Raw genomic sequence first — 4,639 nt, 5'->3', positions numbered from 1 at the left:
TATCAGACTAACTTCCACTTCTACTAGCGGTGGAACTTAGTTTGGGAATTTAGCCTTTTTTATCACCAACTTAAAAATCAAAGAATAGACTATCAGAATCGCGATTTAATACGAACACGCCCTAAATAATGTTTTAAAATAATACTGCTTACTGTCCAACTTCTTGCTTTTTTAGCAGTATATCTGATATACTATAATTGTACAGATGAGATATCAGTACAAAATAAATACCTTTTCAGTTTGGTTAATTTTTCAAATTTCTTTATTTTGAAAACTTTTTCCTCCTTACTGTTAGTATTTCATTTTAACTTCCTTTAATTTAAGCTATTAGATAGTTTTTAATAACTTCCTCTACTATCTTTCTAGTAATAAAATAGAAAAAGCACTGTCAACTTCCTCCGACAGTGCTTTTTTGTTGCTATTCAAACTTAAAATCACTAAAACTATTGTTTAAAATCATTCCTTTTGGTTTCAATCACTTTCACAGCAGCTTTTACTACATGAAATTCATCAATCAATTTACTGATGAGTTCGTAGTTTTGTTGGCTTACTCTTCCTTTCATTAATTTTTCAGCAATTTGATTAAATTCAGTCAAGTGTTCTTTAACACTCAGTAACATTTCTTTTGTATCTTTTAAATAATATTTCCTTGATAATTTCTCAACTTCTTGTTTAAATAAGTCAACGTTACTATCGTGTATGGTGATCTTTTTCCCTTCAGCCACCAAATCATTCGCTTCATAACAAGTAATAAATTTACGTTCAATTGTATCGCAAATAAAAATAATTCCACTATCAGATATATACTTTCGTTTATCTAGATTTTGTCCCTCGCTTGAATCATATAGTGTCAAACTATTTATCTGCTTAGAAATCCATTTAGGAAGTTGCTCTTCTTTAACTCCAAATCTCTCATTAGCTCTTTGAATGAAATGTTCTGTATAAACGTACTCTGGTGCATATGAAAGTCCCATGATAGTGCTCCTCTTTGCAAATTGAAAAAACACCTACTCTTATTTAAGAGTAACGGTAAAACTTCTTAAATTTCTACTTCGACGATTGGTTTGCGATAGCCAGGCGAGTGAGCATAATGACAATAAAGTTTCCCTAGTTCAAGTATAGGTTTGAACTCTTCAAAGTCACTTGCAAGAACGTAGCAAGGTTTATAAACACAACTAAATGTGATAGCTACTTCCTCTCTTAAATCTTCTATAAGCAGTTCTAATGTTTCATACTCATAGATACGTACAATCTCTCCTTTACCCTCAAATAGTGCCTTAACAACAATAGATGTACCGTTGCCGTAAAATACAGTATTAGAGGCCACACTCTCATAGTCTCTCATTTCCAAACGATAATATCTATCTGCTCTGGTATCTCCGATAGATACCTCTTTAGGAACCGTGTAGAAATACTTCTCTTGTTCAACTGCCAACGTAAACCTTTTTCGGACTTCTATCTGTTTGAGATACTCGTCAATTCCGCTTCCTAAAGCCAACCCCTTTTGCAAAGTTTCAGCCTTATTGGTTGTCATGTTTGCATCAAGCCATTGTCCTAAAAATCTATGAACATATACCATAATTTCTTCTCTCTTTCTCATCGATTTATATCTACATTGTAACTGATATTTTTTTAAAAAGCAAAAAAATGGAAAGTAACATAAAATTTTGGTATCTCATAAAATTTAAATTTTAATACGGCAAAAAACCTAAATACGCTTCACCTTAAGTAATTTTGAAAAACTCAAGTATCCATTAAAATATTCTTGTTTTTTCTTCATAGTTGAAACAAAGGCTAATTTTACAGGAACTGCATTGGCTCTTGAATGTTTAAAACTTAAATCTTCTGATTGTGGGATAAATCTTAATTCATCTTCCAAATACCTATACACTCTTTCAGGAATTACTAAATTACAGATGTACTTTGCATGATCATTATTTCGAAACATTCGTAGGTAGTACTTTTTATCAGTCTTTCCTAAAAATACCTTACACTCTCCATAGTACATAGTCAGATGGTCAGATATTTCTAATTCATTTAGGAGGAGGGATCTACGAGGTAAATATTTTCTGGTACCAACTTTATTTTCTAAAACAAATTTTACATCAGACACCTCGCTATTATTTTGCAGAGAATTGACGCTCCTTGGTTGGATTACTCTAGGGGCCTTTTCTTCCAGAATACGATTTAAGAGTTGCTCAGCTAAGTCTGCATCAATTTTCTCATAGTATTCTTTCAGTTCTATTTTCGAAGCAGATTCCAAAGCATATTCACATCCGTCACCATGAGGTGATTTAGGATGGCTCGATAAATAGATTTTCCCTTTTTTCTCGTTTATCACTAAATCCACTTTGTGACAACCAGGACAAAATAATTGATTTTCATACTTAAGTTTTGTCCCAGCTTTATCCTTTTGATATTCCTTTTGTAGCTCATAAAGTTCTAATCTCTCATGATTGTAAATACAGTATTGAAATTTATTTTTTGTAAACATAATAATCCTTTCTAGTTATCAACAGTTAAATCTTGTTTTAAAAAATCTGAAATGTGTAGTTATCAAAAACAAACATCTAATTTTCTTAAACAACACAAAAACGCTCTAGACAATATGACTAGAGCGTTTTCTATATATCCGAACATCTAATTTATTTCACAAAAAATGTAGTCAAAAATGTAGTCATTTGGTTGATTTTTATTGCAATACATTGAAATTTGAAATTTCAAGAATCGCCTTAAATCAAGGTTTTTTCGTCTCTACTGAAACGTAATGACCTATTACTTAACTTCTGTAAACACAACGTGTTTGCGAAGTTTTGGTGAGTATTTCTTCAATTGAAGACGGTCTGGAGTGTTACGTTTGTTTTTAGAAGTAAGGTACAAGCGTTCACCAGATTCTTTGTGTTCAAGTGTAATATTTACGCGCATGGTATCTCCCTTCTATTATTCAGCTGATGCAGCTTTAGCGATTTTACGTCCTTTGTAGTATCCTTTAAGTGATACACGGTGAGAACGTGAGTAATCTCCAGTAGTTTCGTCAAAGTTTACAGATGGAGCTGTTACTTTGTAGTGTGTACGACGTTTGTTTTTCTTCGCTTTTGAAGTGCGACGTGCAGGTACTGCCATTTTGATTTCTCCTTTAGGTATTTATATTCGATTCAATCTACTGATTTTCATCAACCATATTAGAATAACACATTTTTTTTGTAAAGTAAAGTTACTTGACAAAAAAAGATGAAAAAATTCTCCTGTCCGACACAGCAAACAGGAGAAGATGCTAAATATCAATCTCAAATGGTTCGTCAATGGTTTCTGAGACGTATTTTCCGTCTTTCTTCCGTTGCTTGACACACTCTGTGAGGAGATATTCGATTTGCCCATTGACTGAACGAAAGTCATCTTCTGCCCATGATGCGAGTGCAGCGTATAACTTGGTTGAGAGTCGAAGGGGGATCTGCTTTTTTTTAGCTTCAGCCATCTTTAGTAAAGACTTCCTGTGTTGACAATTGGTTGTGCATCATGATTGCCACAGAGTACGACAAGGAGATTTGAAACCATGGCAGCTTTTCGTTCTTCGTCAAGCTCTACCAATTCCCCTTCATTGAGTCGTTCTAGTGCCATTTCAACCATTCCTACAGCACCATCTACAATCATCTTCCGGGCATCAATAATGGCAGATGCTTGTTGGCGTTGAAGCATGACAGCAGCAATTTCTGGAGCGTAAGCTAGGTAAGTAATACGTGCTTCAAGGATTTCCAAGCCAGCATCCTCAACACGACTTTGGATTTCTTCACGAATACGATTAGCCACAATTTCGCTAGAGCCACGGAGACTACCTTCATCTGCTTGGCCGTCACCTGTAGTATCCACATTAGGAGACACATCGTAAGGATAGATGCGGACAATATTACGAAGGGCGCTATCACATTGTAATGAAAGATATTCCTTGTAGTTATCAACGTTGAAGACTGCCATAGCGGTATCGACAACTCTCCAAGTTACCGCGATACCGATTTCTACAGGATTTCCTAGACAATCATTGATTTTTTGGCGAGAATTGCTCAAGGTCATGACTTTGAGTGAAATGTGTTTCTTGCTAATTTCAATATTTACATCATTGTCATTTGATGATTTAGCTCCTAAAAAAGGAGATTTTGTGCTAACATCACCACTTTGTCCAAGTCGAGTGTGGTTTGCAGGGTTGACCGCTACGCTGAAGGGATTGACAAAGTAAAAACCAGGTTCTTTGATGGTACCTGTATAGTTACCAAAGAGTGTCAGAACCAGAGCTTCTTGAGGTTTGACAACTTTTAGACCAGCATGAGTTAGCGCTGCAATTACGATTAGTAAAGGTCCGATAATCATTCCAAAAATGTTTTTCGAACCAACACCCATTATAAATATAAAGACACCAAGTACGAGCGTCAACTCAATGAGAATCAATGCTAATATACCATTTGGTTTTGAATTGATTAGTTTTTCAGTCATAAGAATGACCTCCTATTATTTGATATCTAAATGATATCACTTTAATTTATAAAGTCAAGAAATAAATGTAACATTTTTAAAGAAAAGATTACTGTATAGAATTTTCTGAAAATTCAAGAATTTTCTTCTGTTCATTGCTTTTAAAATGTGCTAT

7 protein-coding genes are annotated in these 4,639 nt (G+C 34.3%); all 7 read right to left on the bottom strand.

The window, feature by feature from the left end:
- Nucleotides 1–443: 443 nt before the first annotated feature.
- The 7 genes from RWM06_RS09400 to RWM06_RS09370 all read right to left on the bottom strand — a co-directional run bounded on the left by RWM06_RS09400 (nucleotide 444) and on the right by RWM06_RS09370 (nucleotide 4,485).
- Entirely contained in the window at nucleotides 444–974 is a 531-nt protein-coding gene (locus RWM06_RS09400) for a hypothetical protein (protein ID WP_313970923.1), read from the bottom strand.
- Nucleotides 975–1,039: 65 nt separating this feature from the next.
- Nucleotides 1,040–1,600, bottom strand: a complete 561-nt coding sequence (locus RWM06_RS09395; protein WP_313970922.1) for a hypothetical protein — start codon at nucleotides 1,598–1,600, stop codon at nucleotides 1,040–1,042.
- A gap of 108 nt (nucleotides 1,601–1,708) precedes the next feature.
- On the bottom strand, nucleotides 1,709–2,494 hold the full coding sequence (locus RWM06_RS09390) for a hypothetical protein (RefSeq protein ID WP_313970921.1): 786 nt from the start codon (nucleotides 2,492–2,494) through the stop codon (nucleotides 1,709–1,711).
- Nucleotides 2,495–2,775: 281 nt separating this feature from the next.
- On the bottom strand, nucleotides 2,776–2,925 hold the full coding sequence (gene rpmG, locus RWM06_RS09385; RefSeq protein ID WP_001265622.1) for a 50S ribosomal protein L33: 150 nt from the start codon (nucleotides 2,923–2,925) through the stop codon (nucleotides 2,776–2,778).
- 15 nt (nucleotides 2,926–2,940) lie between these two features.
- A complete protein-coding gene (rpmF, locus tag RWM06_RS09380; RefSeq protein ID WP_000290417.1) occupies nucleotides 2,941–3,123 on the bottom strand; it encodes a 50S ribosomal protein L32 in 183 nt (60 codons plus the stop codon).
- Nucleotides 3,124–3,274: 151 nt separating this feature from the next.
- Nucleotides 3,275–3,475: a PTS ascorbate transporter subunit IIC gene (locus RWM06_RS09375; protein WP_000796544.1), complete on the bottom strand. Its 201-nt coding sequence runs from the start codon at nucleotides 3,473–3,475 to the stop codon at nucleotides 3,275–3,277.
- Between the two features lie 2 nt (nucleotides 3,476–3,477).
- Nucleotides 3,478–4,485: an SPFH domain-containing protein gene (locus RWM06_RS09370; RefSeq protein ID WP_313970920.1), complete on the bottom strand. Its 1,008-nt coding sequence runs from the start codon at nucleotides 4,483–4,485 to the stop codon at nucleotides 3,478–3,480.
- Nucleotides 4,486–4,639: the final 154 nt, after the last annotated feature.

Source organism: uncultured Streptococcus sp. (assembly GCF_963516575.1).
Taxonomy (GTDB): Bacteria; Bacillota; Bacilli; order Lactobacillales; family Streptococcaceae; genus Streptococcus.
The sequence above is the reverse complement of the archived record's forward strand: the minus strand, read 5'-3'. Positions and strand labels throughout refer to the sequence as shown.

What these genes read in the sequence shown, in the direction of transcription:
- rpmG (WP_001265622.1), bottom strand. Translation starts at nt 2,925, where the DNA reads ATGCGCGTAAATATTACACTTGAACACAAAGAATCTGGTGAACGCTTG.
- rpmF (WP_000290417.1), bottom strand. Translation starts at nt 3,123, where the DNA reads ATGGCAGTACCTGCACGTCGCACTTCAAAAGCGAAGAAAAACAAACGT.
- RWM06_RS09400 (WP_313970923.1), bottom strand. Translation starts at nt 974, where the DNA reads ATGGGACTTTCATATGCACCAGAGTACGTTTATACAGAACATTTCATT.
- RWM06_RS09390 (WP_313970921.1), bottom strand. Translation starts at nt 2,494, where the DNA reads ATGTTTACAAAAAATAAATTTCAATACTGTATTTACAATCATGAGAGA.
- RWM06_RS09395 (WP_313970922.1), bottom strand. Translation starts at nt 1,600, where the DNA reads ATGAGAAAGAGAGAAGAAATTATGGTATATGTTCATAGATTTTTAGGA.
- RWM06_RS09370 (WP_313970920.1), bottom strand. Translation starts at nt 4,485, where the DNA reads ATGACTGAAAAACTAATCAATTCAAAACCAAATGGTATATTAGCATTG.
- RWM06_RS09375 (WP_000796544.1), bottom strand. Translation starts at nt 3,475, where the DNA reads ATGGCTGAAGCTAAAAAAAAGCAGATCCCCCTTCGACTCTCAACCAAG.